The organism is Kitasatospora sp. NPDC030952 (assembly GCF_055571335.1).
The window spans coordinates 103,529-120,494 of the sequence record NZ_JBVIFM010000022.1 but is presented as its reverse complement, the minus strand read 5'-3'; the positions used below and the strand labels follow the sequence as shown (position 1 = coordinate 120,494).

15 protein-coding genes and 1 riboswitch are annotated in these 16,966 nt (G+C 74.6%); of the genes, 8 read left to right on the top strand and 7 right to left on the bottom strand.

Annotated elements, in window-relative coordinates:
* Positions 1–2 precede the first annotated feature (2 nt).
* Positions 3–1,544 carry an MFS transporter gene (locus ACZ47G_RS31020; protein WP_465748347.1) on the bottom strand — a complete coding sequence of 514 codons (1,542 nt, stop codon included), beginning with the start codon at positions 1,542–1,544 and terminating at the stop codon, positions 3–5.
* A gap of 313 nt (positions 1,545–1,857) precedes the next feature.
* Positions 1,858–2,043, top strand: a riboswitch (cyclic di-AMP (ydaO/yuaA leader).
* A 2-nt stretch (positions 2,044–2,045) separates the two neighbouring features.
* Between ACZ47G_RS31020 and ACZ47G_RS31015 the strand changes: the two genes are divergently transcribed.
* Positions 2,046–3,050 (top strand): M23 family metallopeptidase, encoded by a 1,005-nt coding sequence (locus tag ACZ47G_RS31015; protein ID WP_465748345.1) that lies wholly within the window; start codon positions 2,046–2,048, stop codon positions 3,048–3,050.
* 317 nt (positions 3,051–3,367) lie between these two features.
* Here ACZ47G_RS31015 and ACZ47G_RS31010 read toward each other — a convergent pair whose 3' ends face one another.
* The 4 genes from ACZ47G_RS31010 to ACZ47G_RS30995 all read right to left on the bottom strand — a co-directional run bounded on the left by ACZ47G_RS31010 (position 3,368) and on the right by ACZ47G_RS30995 (position 6,569).
* Complete coding sequence (locus tag ACZ47G_RS31010) at positions 3,368–4,087, bottom strand: DUF2470 domain-containing protein (protein WP_465748343.1); 720 nt, start codon at positions 4,085–4,087, stop codon at positions 3,368–3,370.
* 118 nt (positions 4,088–4,205) lie between these two features.
* Positions 4,206–4,616, bottom strand: a complete 411-nt coding sequence (locus ACZ47G_RS31005; RefSeq protein ID WP_465748341.1) for a RidA family protein — start codon at positions 4,614–4,616, stop codon at positions 4,206–4,208.
* A 44-nt stretch (positions 4,617–4,660) separates the two neighbouring features.
* Positions 4,661–5,410, bottom strand: a complete 750-nt coding sequence (locus tag ACZ47G_RS31000) for an IclR family transcriptional regulator (protein WP_380456887.1) — start codon at positions 5,408–5,410, stop codon at positions 4,661–4,663.
* Positions 5,411–5,447: 37 nt separating this feature from the next.
* Entirely contained in the window at positions 5,448–6,569 is a 1,122-nt protein-coding gene (locus ACZ47G_RS30995; protein ID WP_465748339.1) for a sugar kinase, read from the bottom strand.
* Between the two features lie 171 nt (positions 6,570–6,740).
* On the opposite strand from ACZ47G_RS30995, the gene ACZ47G_RS30990 reads away from it, so the two are divergent.
* The 5 genes from ACZ47G_RS30990 (at position 6,741) to ACZ47G_RS30970 (ending at position 13,369) form a co-directional block, all read left to right on the top strand.
* Entirely contained in the window at positions 6,741–8,042 is a 1,302-nt protein-coding gene (locus ACZ47G_RS30990; RefSeq protein WP_465748337.1) for an alanine racemase, read from the top strand.
* Between the two features lie 5 nt (positions 8,043–8,047).
* A complete protein-coding gene (locus ACZ47G_RS30985) occupies positions 8,048–9,658 on the top strand; it encodes an N-acyl-D-amino-acid deacylase family protein (protein WP_465748335.1) in 1,611 nt (536 codons plus the stop codon).
* Complete coding sequence (locus ACZ47G_RS30980; RefSeq protein ID WP_465748333.1) at positions 9,655–10,281, top strand: bifunctional 4-hydroxy-2-oxoglutarate aldolase/2-dehydro-3-deoxy-phosphogluconate aldolase; 627 nt, start codon at positions 9,655–9,657, stop codon at positions 10,279–10,281. The genes ACZ47G_RS30985 and ACZ47G_RS30980 overlap by 4 nt, the downstream gene beginning before the upstream one ends.
* Before the next feature lie 291 nt (positions 10,282–10,572).
* Positions 10,573–12,156, top strand: a complete 1,584-nt coding sequence (locus ACZ47G_RS30975; protein ID WP_465748331.1) for an alpha-amylase family glycosyl hydrolase — start codon at positions 10,573–10,575, stop codon at positions 12,154–12,156.
* 160 nt (positions 12,157–12,316) lie between these two features.
* The gene (locus tag ACZ47G_RS30970; protein ID WP_465748329.1) at positions 12,317–13,369 is read left to right on the top strand and encodes a hypothetical protein; all 1,053 of its coding nucleotides are present in this window, start codon (positions 12,317–12,319) and stop codon (positions 13,367–13,369) included.
* A 106-nt stretch (positions 13,370–13,475) separates the two neighbouring features.
* Here ACZ47G_RS30970 and ACZ47G_RS30965 read toward each other — a convergent pair whose 3' ends face one another.
* Positions 13,476–14,042, bottom strand: a complete 567-nt coding sequence (locus ACZ47G_RS30965; protein WP_465748327.1) for a (2Fe-2S)-binding protein — start codon at positions 14,040–14,042, stop codon at positions 13,476–13,478.
* A gap of 296 nt (positions 14,043–14,338) precedes the next feature.
* Positions 14,339–14,887 carry a hypothetical protein gene (locus ACZ47G_RS30960; RefSeq protein ID WP_465748325.1) on the bottom strand — a complete coding sequence of 183 codons (549 nt, stop codon included), beginning with the start codon at positions 14,885–14,887 and terminating at the stop codon, positions 14,339–14,341.
* A gap of 235 nt (positions 14,888–15,122) precedes the next feature.
* Here ACZ47G_RS30960 and ACZ47G_RS30955 point away from each other — a divergent pair, with 235 nt between their 5' ends.
* Both ACZ47G_RS30955 and ACZ47G_RS30950 read left to right on the top strand, forming a co-directional pair.
* On the top strand, positions 15,123–16,307 hold the full coding sequence (locus ACZ47G_RS30955) for a sensor histidine kinase (RefSeq protein ID WP_465748323.1): 1,185 nt from the start codon (positions 15,123–15,125) through the stop codon (positions 16,305–16,307).
* A 99-nt stretch (positions 16,308–16,406) separates the two neighbouring features.
* The gene (locus ACZ47G_RS30950; protein WP_465748321.1) at positions 16,407–16,895 is read left to right on the top strand and encodes a hypothetical protein; all 489 of its coding nucleotides are present in this window, start codon (positions 16,407–16,409) and stop codon (positions 16,893–16,895) included.
* Positions 16,896–16,966: the final 71 nt, after the last annotated feature.

Below are 16,966 nucleotides of genomic sequence, written 5' to 3'. Positions count from 1 at the left end.
CGTCAGCTCTCTGTCGAGGGCCCCGCCGCCGTACCGGTGGCGGGGCCCTCGGGCGTCCGGGGGCGGCCCGGGTCGAGCGGCGGGGTGGTGGTGGCGCACGGCCAGTCGCAGTTCGGCTCGGCCATCGGGTGCGCCTCCTCCGGCGTGAGCACATTGCCCCGGATGGTGGTGAAGGCGATCAGCCCGCCGGCGGCCAGCAGGCCCGCGCAGATCAGCATCGCGGTGTGGAAGGCGGAGTCCACCGAGGACGGCACCCGGTAGGCGTCGCCGCTCAGCCCGGCCAGCGCGGGCAGCGCGGCCACCGCGAGCAGGCCCGCCGCGCGGGCGGCGGCGTTGTTGACGCCGCTGGCGATGCCGGCGTGCCGCACCTCGACGGCGGCCAGCACGGTCGCGGTCAGCGGCGCGACCAGCAGGGTCATCCCGGAGCCCATCACCGCCACCGCGGGCAGCACGTCCGCCCAGTAGGAGGAGTCCGGGCCGGTGCGCAGCATCAGCAGCACCCCGGCCGCGCACAGCAGCGGGCCGACGGTGAGCGGGATGCGCGGGCCGATCCGCTTGCCGAGGCGGCCGGCCCGCGCGGACAGGGTCAGCATCAGCACGGTGATCGGCACCAGCGCGAAGCCGGAGACCAGGGGGGAGAAGCCCGAGACGATCTGCAGTTGCACCACCAGCAGGAAGAACACCCCGCTGAAGGCCGCGTAGACGCAGAGGGTGACCAGGTTCACGGCGGTGAACAGCCGGGAGGAGAACAGCCCGAGCGGCAGCATCGGATCGGGCGTGCGCCGCTCGACGGCCACGAAGGCGGCGCCCAGCAGCAGGCCGATCGCCCCGGTGACCCAGACGGCGGGGGACAGGCCCTCCCCGGCGGCGGTGAGCGCGTAGGTGATCGCGCCGAGGGCGAGCGCGGCGAGCAGCGCGCCGGGCACGTCGAAGCGGCCGGCCGCCGACTCGTCCCGGCTCTCCGGGACGTAACGGGAGGTCACCGCGATGACGGCGGCGGCCAGCGGCAGGTTCAGCAGGAAGATCCAGCGCCAGCCGGGGCCGTCCACCAGCCAGCCGCCGAGGAAGGGGCCGACGGCGGCCGACACCCCGCCCAGGCCGGACCAGAGGCCCACCGCCGCCGAGCGGTCGTCCGGGTGGAAGACGGCCTGGAGCATGGCGAGCGAGCCCGGGGTGAGCAGTGCCCCGCCGATGCCCTGGACGGCGCGGCCGGCGATCAGCACGTGGATGGTCGGGGCGGCGGCGCAGGCCGCGGACGCGGCGGCGAACCAGACCACGCCGATCAGGAAGACCCGGCGCCGCCCGTAGCGGTCGCCGAGGGCGCCGCCGAGCAGGATCAGGCCCGCCAGGGTGAGCAGATAGGCGTTCAGGGTCCATTGCAGCGAGGCGAGGGAGGCGCCGAGGTCGGCGCCGATCCGGGGCAGGGCGACGTTCACCACGGTGCCGTCGAGCATCGCCATGCTGGAGCCGAGCACCGTTGCCAGGAGAACCCAGCGACCCTGCGCGGTGCCCAGGCGCAGAGTGCCTGCTTGAGAGGTGGTCACGGGGCAGATCCTGGTCCGACGGGGGTGTACGTGACAAGGGTCACTGGGCGGTGTGTCGGCCGGTGGCGGTGCGTGAGCGAATGGTCGCGTGGCGGTGGGGTGGTCGGCGCAGGGTGGTGGATCAGTGGCACCGGGTGAATGGATTGTGCACGCACGGTGCGCTGGATCATTCGGAGGGTGACCGTGGCGGTGGGGGTGGTTGCGGATTCAAGAGATCGACATTGCTTCACCTGAACGGATGAGTTTTAGTTCAGCGACCGCCCGGCCAGCCCGGACGGATCCACCGGGTGGAACGCCGAGTCCTGCCGCTGCCCGGTGGCTCGAACCGAACTCTGTACGGCAGGAGCGGGGGACCCACAGGTAAGTCGCCGGACCGGAGTTCGCGCCTTTTCAGGGCGCGGACGACCAGGACCGGCTTGGGGTGAAGCCGCGCATGCGCGGCCGGGCAACTCCAGCCCGAACCCGACAGCTCACCTCGCAGGCGTCGGAGAGGAAAATTCCATGCCTGCACAGGCTCGTCGTATCGCCCTGCCCCGTGCCGCCCGCATCGGCATCGCCACCGCCGTCACCGGCGCCTCGTTCGTCCTGCCGCTCGTGACCGCGATGAGCGCCCAGGCGCACACCGTCCCGGCCGCCGCCACCGCTTCGGCCGCCTCGCACGAGGCCGCTCCGGCCGCCTCGGCCACCGGCGCTTCGGTTGCCGGCGCTTCGGCCGCCGGTCAGGAGAGCTACCGCGTCGTCAGCGGCGACACCCTCTCGAAGATCGCCGACGCCAAGCACGTCGACGGCGGCTGGCACGCGCTGTACGAGCAGAACCGCTCGGTCGTCGGTGCCAACCCGAACCTGATCTTCCCGGGCCAGCAGCTCGCCCTGGCCGGTCAGGCCGGCCACGCCGGTCAGGCCGCTGACGCTGCGAAGCCCGCCGCTCCGGCGAAGCCCGCCAAGCCGGCCGCTCCGGCCACCCAGGACGCCTCCGCCGCCGCGGACACCCAGCCGCAGGTCCAGACCGAGGCCGCCAAGCCGGGTGCCCAGCTGCAGACCCAGGTGCAGACCGCCGCCCCGGCCCAGGCCGTCACCGCCGCCCCGGTCGCCGCCACCTCCGGCTATGTGGCCCCGCTGGCCAACCCGGTGCTGGGCGAGGCCTACGGCGTGGCCGGCTCGATGTGGGCCTCCGGCCACCACACCGGCCAGGACTTCATCGCCTCCACCGGCACCCCGCTGCGCGCCGTCGCCAACGGTGTCGTGGTGAAGGCCGGCAACGGCGGCGCCTACGGCAACGAGGTCGAGATCAAGCTCGCCGACGGCAAGTACGCCCAGTACGCGCACCTGTCCTCGATCGGCGTGTCGATCGGTCAGACCGTCACCACCGGCCAGCAGCTCGGCCTCTCCGGCGCGACCGGCAATGTGACCGGCCCGCACCTGCACTTCGAGATCCGCACCGGTCCGGAGTACGGCTCGGACATCGACCCGGTCGCCTACCTGCGGGCGCACGGCGTCGCGCTCTGACCCGCCTGCTCCCTTCCGCAGGACTGTGAACCACCGCTGATGCGGGGCGAATCGACCGCCCGGGATGGTCATGTCGGGTGACCGCTCGACCGGGTGATCGCCGCACCAGTGGACCTGGGCGCGGGACACGCCCACGGCCGGTCCGGCCGTACGAGACAGCTCTCGTGCGGCCGGGCCGGCCACCGCCGTTTCCCGGGGCCTCGCGGGGCCTCGCGGGGCTTCGCGGGGCTTCGCGGTGCGCGCGGGCCGAACACCGCGTCAACTCCCGTGATTCCCGGGAGGATCTCCGGTTCCGCGGCCCGTTCGGCTTCGGCGGGTCAGTTCCGGTGGACGGGCAGGCCGTGCTCGGCGGCGCCGAGCAGCTGGTGCATCCGGTGGCCGAAGTCCTCGGTGTCGTCGGCGGGTTCGGGGAAGACCAGACGGACGTCGCGGTGGCCGTGCGAGTGGTCCAGGCGCAGCACCAGGCCGTGGCGGTCCAGGGCGAGCGGGCGGACGTCCGGCCGGTGGGTGAGCAGGACTGGGTCGAGCAGGCGGGTGAGCAGGTCGAGGGCGTCGGCGTGGTCGTCGGCCAGGTGGGTGAGCAGGGCGGCCTCGTGCCGGGCCAGCGGGTCGGGGGCGGCGAGGGTGAGGTCGGCGGCGGTGAGCGCGCTGGTGCCGTACGGGGTGGCGAGGACGGCGTGGGCGACGTCGACGCGCAGGTGGACGCTGAGGCCGTCGTCGGCGAGGTGGGCCAGGTGCAGTCGGCCGGCCAGGGTGAGCCGGGCGCGGATCCGGTCGCGGACGGCGACGGGGGAGACGTCGGTGACGTCGAGCACGACGGCCAGGCCGTTGGTGGCGCCGGCGGCGGCCGCGGTGAGCGGGGCGTCCAGCGGGACGCGCAGGCGAAGCCGGGAGCCGTGGACGGAGACCGGGGTGTCCAGGTCGTGGTGCTCGCCGAGGGCGCGGACGGTGAGCGAGGAGGTCGCGCTGAGCAGGCTGTGGACCCGGTCGGCGGTGGTGGGCTCGGGCACCTGGGCGTCGCCGGTGGGCAGGCTCATGACGGACCTCCTGTTAGTTAGGTGAGCCTAACCTAATCTCCGTGGGGGGTGGTGGCAAGTACGGCGAGGGCCCGGACGCGTGACGGCGTCCGGGCCCCGGGGTGGCGGTGGCGGCGGGTCAGCCGACGACGGCCTGGGCGTCGATCTCCACCAGCATCGGCTCCTGCGGCAGTTCGACGAAGACGGTGGTGCGGCAGGGCTTCACCCCGCCCGGCTCGATGTTCTCGTCGATGAACTCGGCGTAGACCTCGTTCATCAGCGGGAAGTCGGCCCGCTTGGTGAGGTAGACGCGGAACATCACCACGTCCTCGATGGTGGCGCCGCCGGCCTCGACGATGGCCTTGACGTTCTCCAATGTGCGGCGGGTCTGGGCCTTCACATCGCCGTGGTGGAGGTACTCGCCGGTGGCCGGGTCCTGCGGGCCCTGGCCGGAGACCTGGAGGATCGGGCCCTTGCGGACGCCCTGGGAGAACATCCAGGCGGGGGCCGGGGCGCCGTCGGTGCGGATCTCGAGCTTGTCGGAGTCCATGGGGTTCCTTGTGTGCGGTGGGTGCGGCAGTGGGTGACGGGTCGTCAGTTGTGCTCGGGGCGACCGCAGTCGGCCGAAATGGCGCGGGCGGTGGCGAGCAGCTGCGGGAGAAGGTCCAGCACCTGCTCGTACGGGAGGACGACGTCCGGGACGGAGATCGACGCGGCGGCGACGACCCGACCGCTGGCGTCCCGGATCGGGGCGGCCACGCAGTTGATGAAGGCCTCGTGCTCGGCGTGGTCCTGCGCCCAGCCCAGGGCGGCGACCTTCTCCAGCTCGGCGAGCAGCGCCTCGGGCGTGGTGAGGGTGCGTTCGGTGTGCGGGGTGAAGTCGACCCCGGCCACCACCCGGCGGCGCTCGGGCAGCGGGAGGTCGGCCAGCAGCACCTTGGAGACGGCGGCGCTGTGCAGGGCCGCGCGCAGGCCGATCCGGGAGTACATCCTGACCGGGTGGCGGGAGTCGTACTTGTCGATGTAGACCACCTCGCCGCCCTCGTACGCCGCCAGGTGCACGGTCTGGCCGGTGGCGGAGTTCAGCTCGGCGAGGTGCGGGGCGGCGATCCGGCGGAGGCCGCGCTGCTCCAGGGCGAGCCCGGAGAGGGCGAACAGGCCCGCGCCGAGGTGGTAGCGGTAGGCCGCGTCACGGTAGACGAACCGCTCCTCCTCCAGGCTCTGGAGCAGTCGCAGCACGGTGGTCTTGTGCACGCCGAGGACCTCGGCCAGCTGGTCGAGGGAGCGCTCGCCCTCGCCGAGCTGGGCGAGGATGCGCAGGGCGCGGGTGACGGTCTGGCTCATCGGGCTCGGGCTCCGGTCGGGGGGCTGGGGTCGCTGCTCATTCTGCCCGGGCCGGGGCGGCGGGCCGGACGCGGGAAGCGGGCGGCGCCGGGGAGGCGGGCAGGGCCGGGGAGGCGATGTCGTCGGCGGTGACCCGGGTGGCGGCCCAGTCGGCGGGGGAGGCGTCGAGCAGGGCGGTCACCACCGGGGTGGGCGGCAGTTCGGCCTGGTCGCCGTGGGCGGTCAGGGCGCAGGCCGCGGCCAGGTGGCCGAGTCTGAGCCGGCGGCGCTGGTCCAGGCCGTGCAGGGTGCCGGCCAGGTAGCCGGCCGCGAAGGCGTCGCCCGCGCCGGTGGCCTCCACCACCTCGACGGCCAGGGCCGGTTCGGCGACCGCCGTACCGTCCCGCTCCAGCGCGGTGACCAGCCGGGCGGCGTCCTTGACCACCACGGTGGCGGGGGACGGGAAGCGGCGGCGCAGCGCGGCCGGCTCGTCGGTGCCGAAGGCGGCCTGGGCCTCGTCGGCGCCGAGCAGCAGCAGGTCGGCGGCGTCCAGCAGCGGCGGCAGCACCGCCGGGTCGCGGTCCCGCCAGAGCGAGGGGCGCCAGTTGAGATCGAAGCTGACCAGCCGTCCGGGGCGGCGGTCGGCGAGCAGGGCGCGCAGCAGGGCCAGGCAGTCGTCGGAGAGCGCGGCGGTGATGCCGGACAGGTGGAGCAGCCGGGCGCCCGCCAGCAGCCGGGCGGCGGCCGGGTCGGTGAGCAGGGCGGGGGAGAGCGCGGCCGCCGCGGAGCCGCGCCGGTGGTAGTGCAGGCGGCTGCGGCCGGGGCCGAGGTCGTGCCGGTGTCCGGTGGCGCCGCCGACCTCCTTCAGATACAGGCCGGTCGGGCGGTGCGGGTCGACGGTGACCCCGGAGACGTCCACCCCGCGGGCGGCGACCTCGGCGAGCAGGCGGCGGCCGAAGCCGTCGTCGCCGACCCGGCTGACCCAGGCGGTCGGCACGCCGAGACCGGCCAACGCCCCGGCCACATTGGACTCCGCACCGCCGACGGACAGTCGGAAGGTGTCCACGGCCTCCAGCGGGCCCGGGCGGTCGGGCAGCAGGACGGCCATCGACTCGCCCAGGCAGACGGCCGTCGGGGGAGGACCGGGGCGGGTCGGCCCCGGGGTGTCCTGTGGCGGCATCTGCTGGGCTCCTCGTCTGCGGCGGCGGTGTGTCGACTCCTGACGGTGGGTTCGACCCCTGGCCGTGGGTTTGACTCCGTTGACCGTGATCCGGCGCCGATGCTAGAACCGTGCTGGCAGCATGTGCAACCCTCGTTGCACATGTTGCAACTTGCACGAATGGAGGACAGGGTGAAGCAGACGTTCGCGAGCAGGACGACCGGACCGGGGATCGCCGAGGGGGCGGTGGCCGCACTGGCCGACGAGACCCTCGACTGGCGGTTCAAGGCCGCCCCGCCGGAGAGCTGGGGGCACACCGTCCGCGACTGGCTCGCCACCGGGCCCACCCTCTCCTCCCTCGGCACCCCGCTGCTCACCCTCGACGCCGCCGCGCTCGACCACAACGTCCGCACCATGGCCCGCTGGTGCGCCGAGGCGGGCGTCGCGCTCACCCCGCACGGCAAGACCACCATGGCGCCCGAACTCTGGCAGGCCCAGCTCACCGCCGGCAGCCACGGCATCACCCTCGCCAACCTGCCGCAGGTGCGGGTCGCCCGGGCCTTCGGCGTCCAGCGGATCCTGCTCGCCAACACCCTGCTCGACCCGGCCGGACTGGCCTGGCTCGCCGCCGAACTGGCCGCCGACCCGGGCTTCGCCTTCCTCTGCTGGACCGACTCCGCCGACGGCGTACGGCAGATGGACGAGGCGCTGCGCGCCGCCGGGGCCGAACGGCCGCTCGAGGTGCTGATCGAACTCGGCGGCCCGGGCGGGCGGACCGGCGCGCGCGGCGTGGACGCGGCCGTCGAGATCGCCGCCGCCGTCCTGCGCGCCCCCACCCTGCGGCTCGCCGGGGTCGGCGGGTACGAGGGGGCCCTCGCGCACGACGCCACCGCCGAGGGACTGGCCACCGTACGCGGCTACCTCAAGGCGCTCGGCGAGCTGCACGGGCGGCTCGCCACGGCCTACCCGGACGACGCGCCGCCGGTGGTGTCGGCCGGCGGCAGCGCCTACTTCGACCTGGTGGTCGAGGAGTTGGCCGCGCTGCCGGAGGCGCTGGTGGTGCTGCGCTCGGGCGCGTACATCGCCCACGACGACGGGTTCTACCGGGGTATCTCGCCGCTCGCCCGGGGCGCCGGGGAAGCCCCCTTCCGCGGCGCGCTGCACGGTTGGGCCCGGGTGGCCTCCCGGCCGGAGCCCCAACTGGCGCTGCTGGACGCGGGAAAGCGCGACCTGCCGTTCGACGAGGGCCTGCCCGAGCCGCAACTGGTGCGCGGGGGAGCGGCGTTGACCGGTACGGCGGCCCGGATCACCGCACTCAACGACCAGCACGCCTTCCTCCGTGACGCGGGCGACCTCGCACCGCTCGGTGCGGTGCTGCGGCTCGGCGTCTCGCACCCGTGCACGGCCTTCGACAGGTGGACGGCGATTCCGGTGCTGGACTCGGCGGACGCGGCCGAGCCGAAGGTCACCGGGCTGGTCAGGACGTTCTTCTGATGGCGGTGGGGGAGAGAGCAACCGTCTTCAAGGCGGCGACGGTCGTCGACGGGACCGGCGCCGAACGCTACCGGGCGGACGTGCGGATCGCCGACGGGCTGATCGCCGAGATCGGTACGGGCCTCGACGGGGCCACGGAGGTGGACGCCGACGGGCTGGTGCTCGCCCCCGGCTTCATCGACATGCACGCCCACTCCGACCTCGCCCTGCTGCTCGAACCCGAGCACCCGGCCAAGGTCACCCAGGGCGTCACCTGCGAGGTGCTCGGCCAGGACGGCCTGTCCTACGCCCCGGTGGACGACACCACCCTGCCCGCGCTGCGCCGCCAACTGGCGGGCTGGAACGGCGATCCGGCGGACTTCGCCTGGGACTGGCGCGACGTCGCCGGCTACCTGGACCGGATCGACCGCACCCGGGTCGCCGTCAACGCCTGCTACCTGGTACCGCACGGCTCGCTGCGGATGCTCGCCATGGGCTGGGACAACCGCCCGCCCGGCCCGGCCGAACTCGACCGGATGTGCCAGGTGTTGGCGCGGAGCCTGCTGGACGGGGCGGTCGGGATGTCCAGCGGCCTCAGCTACACCCCCGGCATGTACGCGGACACCGCCGAACTGGTCGAGCTGTGCACCGTGGTGGCGGCCTACGGTGGCTTCCACGCTCCGCACCAACGCTCCTACGGGAAAGGCGCGTTGGAGGGATACGCGGAGATGGTGGAGATCGCCCGGCGGTCAGGCTGCGCGCTGCACCTGACCCACGCCACGATGAACTTCGGCGTCAACCGCGGCCGGGCCGGTGAGCTGCTGGAGCTGGTCGACCGGGCGCTCGCGGACGGCGTCGACCTCACCCTGGACAGCTACCCCTACCTACCCGGATCCACCACCCTGGCCGCCCTGCTGCCGAGTTGGGCCACCGAGGGCGGGCCGGGCGCGACACTGGCGCGGCTCGCCGACCCGGCCGCCCGGGAGCGGATCCGGTACGCGATGGAGGAGCAGGGCAGCGACGGCTGCCACGGCGTGGTCGCCGACTGGGCGACCGTCCAGATCTCCGGCGTCCGCTCGGCGCGGCTCGCGGAGACGGTCGGCCGGACGGTCGCCGAACTCGCCGCCGAGCGGGGGACCGGCGGGACGGAGGTGTTCCTCGACCTGCTGCTCCGGGACGAGTTGGCCACCACCATCCTCCAGCACGTCGGCCACGAGGAGAACGTCCGGGCGGTGATGCGCCACCGCGCCCACACCGTCGGCAGTGACGGGCTGCTCGTGGGGGCCCGGCCGCACCCGCGCGCCTGGGGCACCTTCCCGCGCTACCTCGGACACTACGGACGGGAGTTGGGGGTGCTCACGCTGGAGCAGGCCGTCGCCAAGATGACCGGTCGGCCCGCCGCCCGGCTGGGACTGGACCGGCGCGGCCGGATCGCCCCCGGGTACCACGCCGACCTGGTGCTCCTCGATCCCGAGCGGGTCCGGGACTCCGCCAGCTTCGAGCAACCCCGGCTGCCCGCCGAGGGGATCGAGTACGTGTACGTCAACGGCACCGCCGTCGTCCGGCAGGGACGCACCACCGGCGCCCGCCCCGGGCGTGCCCTGCGCCGCACCGACCGAGGGACTCTGGCCCCATGAACGATCTGTCCGAGCTGTGGAACGACCCGGTGATCGCGGTGGTCCGCGCACCCCGGATCCCGGACGCCGCCGCGCTGTGCGCCGCGCTCGCGGAGGGCGGCATCGGCTTCACCGAATTCACCTACACCACACCGGATGTGACGGACCATCTGATACGGGCTTCGGAGGCCGGCTGGCGGGTCGGCGTCGGGACGGTGCTGACCGGCGAGCAGGCCGAGCGGGGGATCGACGCCGGGGCTTCCTTCCTGGTCACCCCGGGCTGTCGGCCGGAGGTCGCGGCGGCCGGCCGGTCCCGCGGGGTGCCGGTGGTGCTGGGGGCGCTCACACCGACCGAGGTGGCCCGGGCGGTCGACCTGGGCGCGGCCGCCGTCAAGATCTTCCCGGCCCGGTCGTTCGGCCCCGGCTACTTCAAGGACCTGCGCGGCCCGTACCCGGACGTGCCGTTGGTGGCCTCCGGCGGGGTCAACGCGGGCAACGCGGCCGAGTTCCTGGCGCAGGGGGCGCTCGCGGTGTGCGCGGGGACGGACGTGGTGCCGCCGGAGGTGGTGGAGGCGGGGGACTGGGCGGAGATCACCCGGCGGGCGCGGGTGTTCACCCGGGCCTGCGCGGCGGGGGTGCCGTAACGGAGGCGTGGCGGGGTGCCGTAACGGGGGGCGCGGCAGGGCCCGTCCGGCGGGTTGGGGCGGCGTGGTGGGTCGGGGAGGCACGGCGGGGTCCGGTGGAGCGGCGCGGTGGTTGGGGCGGCACGGCGGGTCCGGTGGAGCGTCGCGTGGGTACGGCGGTGGTTCCGTGAAGGTGTGAGGCGGGCTGTCGGGGCGGCCGGGATTGGACGAGAATCGGTGGCACCCGGCTCACCCCCGGCCCCTCGGCTCTCGGCCCGCGCGGCCCCCGGACCCGGCAGGAGGATCCACCCCATGACCTCGACCCGCCCCGGCCCCGACTGGCTGGCCGACGCCGTGCTGTACCAGATCTACCCGCAGTCCTTCGCGGACTCCGACGGCGACGGCATCGGCGACTTCGCCGGCATCACCGAGCACCTCGACCACCTCTCCTGGCTGGGGGTGGACACGGTCTGGCTCAACCCCTGCTTCGCCTCGCCGTTCCGCGACGCCGGGTACGACATCACCGACTACCTCACTCCGGCCCCGCGCTACGGTCGCACCGAGGACCTGGTCGCCCTGGTCGAGGCCGCCCGCAGCAAGGGCATCCGGATCCTGCTGGACCTGGTCGCCGGGCACACCTCCGACCGCCACCCCTGGTTCCTGGCCTCCGCCGAGGACCCGTCCGACCAGCGCTACATCTGGTCGGACCGCCCGGTGGACGGCTTCGTCGCCTCGCCCGGGAGCCGCTCGGGCTGGTACCTGCCGAACTTCTTCGACTGTCAGCCCGCCCTCAACTTCGGCTATGCGCGCGGCAGTTCGGCAGAGCCATGGCGCCAGCCGGTGGACGCCGAGGGCCCGCGCGCCAACCGGGCGGCGCTGCGCGACATCATGGCGCACTGGCTGGGCCTCGGCGTGGCCGGCTTCCGGGTCGACATGGCGTACTCGCTGGTCAAGGACGACCCCGGCCGGGTGGAGACCGCCAAGCTCTGGACCGAACTGCGCGACTGGCTGGACCGCACCCACCCCGAGTCCGCGCTGTTCGCCGAGTGGGGCGAGCCGGCCGCCGCCGTCGCGGCCGGGTTCCATGCGGACTTCTTCCTGCACTTCGGCGGGGGCGACCACGGCCTTCCCCTGCGATCGCTGTGGAACAACGACGGCGGGACGGTGGAGGAGTTCTGGCAGCAGGGCCCCTGCTACTTCGAGGCCGAGGGGCGCGGCACCCCGCAGACCTTCCTGGACGCCTGGCGCTCCGCCGCCCAACTCACCGAGGGCAACGGGCACATCGTGCTGCCCACCGCCAACCACGACTTCTCCCGGCTCGCCACCGGCCCGCGCTCCGGCGAGCAACTCGCCCCCGCCTTCGCCTTCCTGCTCACCTGGCCGACCCTGCCCGCGGTGTACTACGGCGACGAGATCGGCATGCGCTACCTGCCCGGGCTGCCGGACGTCGAGGGCAGCGTGCTGGGGCCGCGCTTCAACCGGGCGGGCTCGCGGACCCCGATGCAGTGGACGCCGGGCCCCTCGGCCGGGTTCTCCACCGCCGCGCCCGAGCGGTACTACCTGCCGCTGGACCCGGACCCGCGGCGCCCGGACGTGCTCTCCCAGCGCGCCGACCCGACCTCGCTGCTGCACACCGTCCGGCGGCTGATCGCGCTGCGGCGCGCCCACCCCGGGCTGGGGACGTCGGGCGGGGTGGAGGTGCGGCACGCCGGGTACCCGCTGGTGTACACCCGCGCCGGGCGGTACCTGGTGGCGGTGAACCCGCGGCGGGAGCCGGGGACGCTCCGGCTGGCGGACGGGGGCGCCGTGCGGCCGCTGGAGGTGCAGGGCGTGCGGGTGGTGGACGGCGAGCTGCGGGCGGACGGCTTCTCGTACGGCGTGTTCGAGCTGGGCTGAGACCGCGCTCGGGGCGCCGCTCGGGTGGTCGGGTTTCCGATTCCGGCTGGATGGTTGTAAGCTACATCCATAGATGGTTGCATTTACCACCTTGATTGGTGGTATGTGTCACCTCGATCGGAAGAGCCGGAAGAGAACGCCGGAGGACGGTACGAACGCCATGAGCACACCCCAGACCCCCGCCGCAGCGCCCACCCTGGGGCACTCGCTCAAGCACCTCGCCATCCACCTGCTCACCCCGCTGCTGATGTGCCTCGGCATGGCGCTCGCCTACCAGGGTGCCTTCCACCAGCCGGAACCCAACCACCTCAAGGTCGCCGTCGTCGGCTCCGGCCCCCAGGCCCAGGGCCTGGCGCAGACCATCCAGGGCAAGGCCGGCGACGCGCTGGACGTCCGGACCATCGCGGACCGCCCCGCAGCCGAGCAGCTGCTGCGCGACCGCGCCCTGGTCGGCGCCTTCGTCCCGGATGCCAGGAACCCCGAACTGATCGTGGCCAAGGGCAACTCGGACACCTCGGTGGTCGCCGCCACGGCGGTGTTCACCAACGTCACCGACCGGCAGGGCGTCCCGCTGCACGTCACCGACCTCACCACTCCCGCCAAGGGCGACCCGACCGGTCAGGGCCTGTTCTTCCTGCTGGTCGCGCTGAGCATCGGCTCCTACGCCAGCGTCGCGGTGATCGGCGCCGCCGGAGCCGGGCTGAGCCTGCGGATCCGGGCCCTGGTCGGCCTGGCCGTCTCACTGGTGGTCAGCGTGATCGGGATCGCCACCGCCGGACCGCTCTTCCACGTCGTCGACCACGACCGCGCCGCGATCTGGGCGCTCGGCTGGCTCTACTCCGCGGGCATCGTGCTGATCGGCATCGGCCTGCACAGCTTCCTGAAGAAGTGGACCACCCTCACCCTGATGGTGCTGTTCGTGATGCTCAACTTCACCACCTCCGGCGGGATTTACCGCCCCGAGCTGCAGAACGACTTCTTCGGGGCGCTGCACGGCTTCTGGACCGGCGCCGGCTTCCTGGAGGGCGCGCGCAGCATCCTGTACTTCGACGGCGGCGCCGGCCTCGGCGGGCACCTGCTGACCCTGCTGGTCTGGCTGCTGTTGAGCGGGGCGGCCCTGGTCGCCGCGGCGATGTACGAGGGCCGCGGACGCCGGGCGGTGGAGACGCCGGTGGAGGCCGAGGAGGAGATGGAGGAGGCGGTCGCGGTCTGAGGACCGTACGCCGGAAAGGACTTCACCCGGTGCGAGGGCATCGGCACCGGGTGGGGATCGACGGCCCGCGCCCGGCCTTGGACAAGCCGGGCGCGGGCCCGTGCGTCTAGGGCCGGCTCCGATTCGGGCGGCTGGGCGGCCGGGTGAAGCAGCAGTCCCCGCAGAGCCCCGCGCCCGGCCCGGTCCGGTAGTAGAGGCAGCAGCTGGTCCGCCGGAACGCGGCCCCGCGTGGGCCGGTGAGCAGGGCGCCGGAGCCGGCCAGTGGCGGACGGTCCAGCAGGCCGGCGACCAACTCGGCTGCCCGGCCCGGCGCGTGGGCGTCAAGCACCCGCAGCGTCCCGGCCAGCGCGGAGGCCTCGTTGCCGCGCAGCAGGCGCGCCGAGAGCGGCACGGCGGCGCGCACTGCTGCTGCCAGGGGCTCCAACAGGCCGATCAGGACGGCCTCGTGGAGCCGGTCGACGAGCTCCCCGGCATCGGGGTGAACCGGCTCCGGCGGCGTCCAGAGGTCGATCGGCCCCTGGTCCGGGATCCGCACCCAGGCCCGCTCCAGGGTCGGCACCGTCCCCAGCAGGACGGCCGAGCCGATGCCCACCGACCAGAACCGGGCGGCCAGTCCGAGGTGCAGGACCGAGGCGGCGACCCGGAGTTCGGCCGTGCCCAGCCGCTGCGCCACCACCCGGATCCGGGCCGCGAGCGGCGCGTCCGGCCCGGTGCCGTACAGCTCCGGCAGGGGACGGGAGCCGGGCGGCGGGCTGCCGGTGGCGTCGCTGTCGAGGGCGAAGTACGGGCCGACGGCGGCGAGTCGGCCGTAGTCGGGCCGGGGCTGCCGGCTCTGGCCGACCGGGATGCGGTCGGGCGGGCGGTGGCATGACGGGCGGGGAGCATCGGGGCCTCCAGGGAGCCGGGGAGCGGGCGGGTGGTGACGCCCCGGCCCGGTCGGGCACCCGGAAGGCCCTGGTCGGGCGGTGGTCAGCCGTGCACGGAGAAGTCGCCACTGGTCGTGCGGAGGAACGGTACCGTGCCCTGGCAGTCCGAGACCGGTGCGCCGAAGAAGCCCCAGACCCAGCCGACCCGGTCCCCGCGTCGGCCGTCGTCCTCGACCGACGGCGCGACCTTCTGGCCGACCACCGGCCGGCCCGGGAACCACGGCACCTCGCCCCCGGTGACCACGCCGGTGGCGATCGCCTCCCGGCCGCCGACGGCCAGGCAGGTGATGTCCCCCTCGAAGTCCGCGACCAGCCGGCCGTCGGTGTGCACATGGCGGACGTGGAAGTGGCCGCGGGTGGTGCCGGGGTCGGAGTTGCGGCCGGCGCGGGCGTCGACCGTGAGCTGGACCGGGTCGCCGGTGAAGCCGTCGAAGGCGGCGGTGAGGACGGTCCCGGCGCTCCCGTGCAGGACCACCGGGCCGAAGCCGTCGGCGGTGGCCGGTGCCGCGGCGGTCGCCGGGGCGGCGGTGGCGACCGTGGCCGCCAGGAGGCAGAGCGCGGCAGCGGCGGTGGCGAGACGGCGGCGGTCCATGGCGGTTCGGCCTCCTGGGTGGGCGATTGATCCGGTGGGTGGCGGGCGATTGTTCCGGCGGGTGGTGTTCCGCGGCCAGGTGTTCCGACGGGGTCCTGTTCCCCGGCCGGTCGCTCCGACGGCATCGAGTCTGGCCCGGCCGGACCGGGCAAACCTCCCGCTGCGGAGGGGAGTTGCCTCCTCCCGGCGGAGGAGCCCGGCATCCCCCGGGAGAGCGGGCCGTAGGCTCGGAGGGGTGCGCACCGACCCGCCTCCCCGCCCCGACCGGCCCCGTCGCCTGCCCGCCGTCGGCACCGCCCTGCTGCTGCTCGCGCCCGTGGCGCTCGCACACCGGGGGGAGCACGGCGCGGCCCTGCTGCTCGCCCTGACGGCCGCGCTCGCCGCGGCGGTGGCGCTGCTGCCCTGGCCGCTCGGGCGGCTCGCCCCCACCACCGGCGCCGGCGCGGTGGCCGCCGCCTCGCTGCTGGTCGACCTCTGCTACTCCGGGCCCTACCGGCTGCCCGCGTTCTGGCTGCCGTTCGAATGGCTCGCGCTGCTCGGGGTGCTGTTCCGGGCGGTCCGCCGGCTGCCGGACCGCTGGGCCGGGCCGGTCGGCAGCCTGGTCGGGCTCGCGGCCGTGGTGCTGCCGCTGCGGTTCGCCCTCCGGACGCCCCATGGCGGCCCGGCCGGTCCGGTGATCGGCGTGCTGTTCGCGCTGCTGCCGGTGCTCGGGGTGGCCGGGGCGGGCCTCTACCTGCGGGTCCTGGACGCCCGGCGGGAGCGGGCGGTCGCCCGGGCCAGGCGCGAGCAGCGGCTCGAGGTCGCCCGCGGCCTGCACGACTCCGTCGCCCACGAGATCACCGGCATCGTGCTGGAGGCCCAGGCCGGCCAACTCCCCGGCCAGGAAGCGGAGGAGACCGCGGCCCTGTTGCGCCGGCTGGAGGAGGCGGGGCTGCGCGCGCTCGACTCGATGGACGAGATGGTCGGCGCGCTGCGCGAGGATCAGGGGGCGGCCGGGACCACGCGCCGCCTCGGCCTGGCCGACCTGCCGGAGCTGGTGGCCCGCTTCGGTACGAAGGGTGGCCCGCACGCCACCGTCGACCTCGCCCCGGAGACCGTCGGGCTGCTCGCCGCCGAGGCCCAGGCCACCGCGTACGCCGTCGTCCTGGAGGCCCTGACCAACGTCCGCCGGCACGCCCCGCAGGCCACCGAGGTGACGGTCCGGGTGGCCCTGGAGCCGGACGGCCGGGCGGTACGGGTGACCGTCGGTGACACCGGCGGGCCGGCCACCCGCAGGCCGCGGCTGCGCCGCCGCCCCGGCGCGGGCGGTACCGGCCTGGCCGGCCTGGCGGCCCGTGCCACCGCCCACGGCGGCACCCTGACCTCGGGCCCGCTCGGCCGGTCGGGCTGGCAGGTGTGCTGCACCCTGCCGGGGCGGTAGCGGTCTCCCGTACCCCGGGTTTTCGCCGGGACGGCGGGAGCGCTAAGTTGAACGCGTTCAAGTCATTGAACGCGTTCAAATCGTGTTCGGGGGTAGGGGATGAGCGAGTCACACTCGGTGCCGCCCGGCTATGCGGTCGAGGCCGCGTTCGCCGACCGGCGGGATGTCCGGCGCGCCGAGCCCGTGCGGGGCCGGGTCAGGCCCAGCGGGCGCGTACTCGCCGCGCTGGCCGTGGTCACCTGGATTCCATGGGTCGTTGACGGCCTGTGGTGGGGCGGCGGCCCCTGGTACTGGGGCCTGCTCCTCGGGTTCCTCGGGCTGACGATGCTGCCCCTGGTCGTACCACGCGAGCCGGACTTCCGGCGCGCCTGCCTCACCGTCGGCTGGCTGCAGCTCGGCATCGAGGCGCTGTGCTCGTCCCCGTACCTCCTGATCCCGCTGCCGGTCTTCGTCTTCGCCTTCCCGTCCGGCGTCATGTTGCTGCTCACCGCACGGCGAAACCGCGGCTCGGCGGGGACGGTACTCGCCGCGCTGCTCGCGGCGGGCCCCATCGGGCTCCTCGCCCACGGCGGGTGGACGCACATCTGAGCCCGCTGACGGGTCGCACAACCGGGTCCGTCGGCGGGGCGCACAACCGCGCTCCCGGCCGCCGCCGCGGG